General features: G+C 65.5%; 1 protein-coding gene. It reads left to right on the top strand.

Annotation, left to right across the window (positions count from 1 at the left end):
- On the top strand, positions 1-859 hold an 859-nt coding region (locus A8G08_RS11225), incomplete at both ends, for a condensation domain-containing protein (RefSeq protein WP_342669646.1).

The raw sequence follows: 859 nt of genomic DNA, 5'->3' as shown, positions 1-859 counted from the left end.
AGCGCGGCAACGGATACAGGCACGTTCGAATTGTCGGTCGCGCAGTCCGAACTGTGGCTGGCCCAGCAGCTTCACCCGATAGTTCCGTTCTCGGTCTCCCAATACATCGACCTGCATGGCCCGCTCGACACAGGACTGCTGCAGCACTGCCTGCGACGGGCGGGTCGCGAATTGCAGTCGCCGTACGTGCGATTCGCCGTCGGCGGTGGCCAACCGCGCCAATACCTCGATCACGACCTGGACACCGGATTCCTCCACCTCGACGTGAGCAGTCAGGGCGACCCCGATCGGGCTGCGTGGGAGTGGATGGACCTCGACCGGCACGTCGGTATCGACCTGTCGGGCTCCGACGTCACCAGGACGGTGCTGTTCACTCTCGGGCCCGACCGACACCGTTGGTATGCGCGCAGCCACCACCTCGTGCTCGACGGCTTCGGCGCGGCGAATATTCTGCAGCGAACAGCCGAGTTGTATTCCGCCGCAATAGAAGAGCGAACTGCTCCGCCTAGTCGAGCGATGGCTCTGACCGAGATCGTGGCGGCCGAGCACCAGTATCGATCCTCGTCGCGGTTCGTCGCCGATTGCGAGTACTGGGGTTCGCACCTCGTCGGCCTCGATCGGGTGACGAGGCTGACCGATCGGTACGCTGCGCCGTCCGCGCGGCCACATCTCTCGCGCGCGACCATCGACCCAGCGGCAATGACGCGGCTCGATTTTGCGGCCATCCGGTATGGCACCGGCGTGGCCGAGGTGCTGGTCGCGGCAATTGCGGGATTCCTTGCGCAAATGACCGGTGACCGCGATGTCACGGTGTCGCTCCCGGTTGCTGCACGCACCACGGGGGCACTGCGACGGTCGG

The sequence above is a fragment of the Aldersonia kunmingensis genome (assembly GCF_001646865.1).
Taxonomy (GTDB): domain Bacteria; phylum Actinomycetota; class Actinomycetes; order Mycobacteriales; family Mycobacteriaceae; genus Aldersonia; species Aldersonia kunmingensis.
This window is presented reverse-complemented; position numbering and strand designations above follow the sequence as displayed.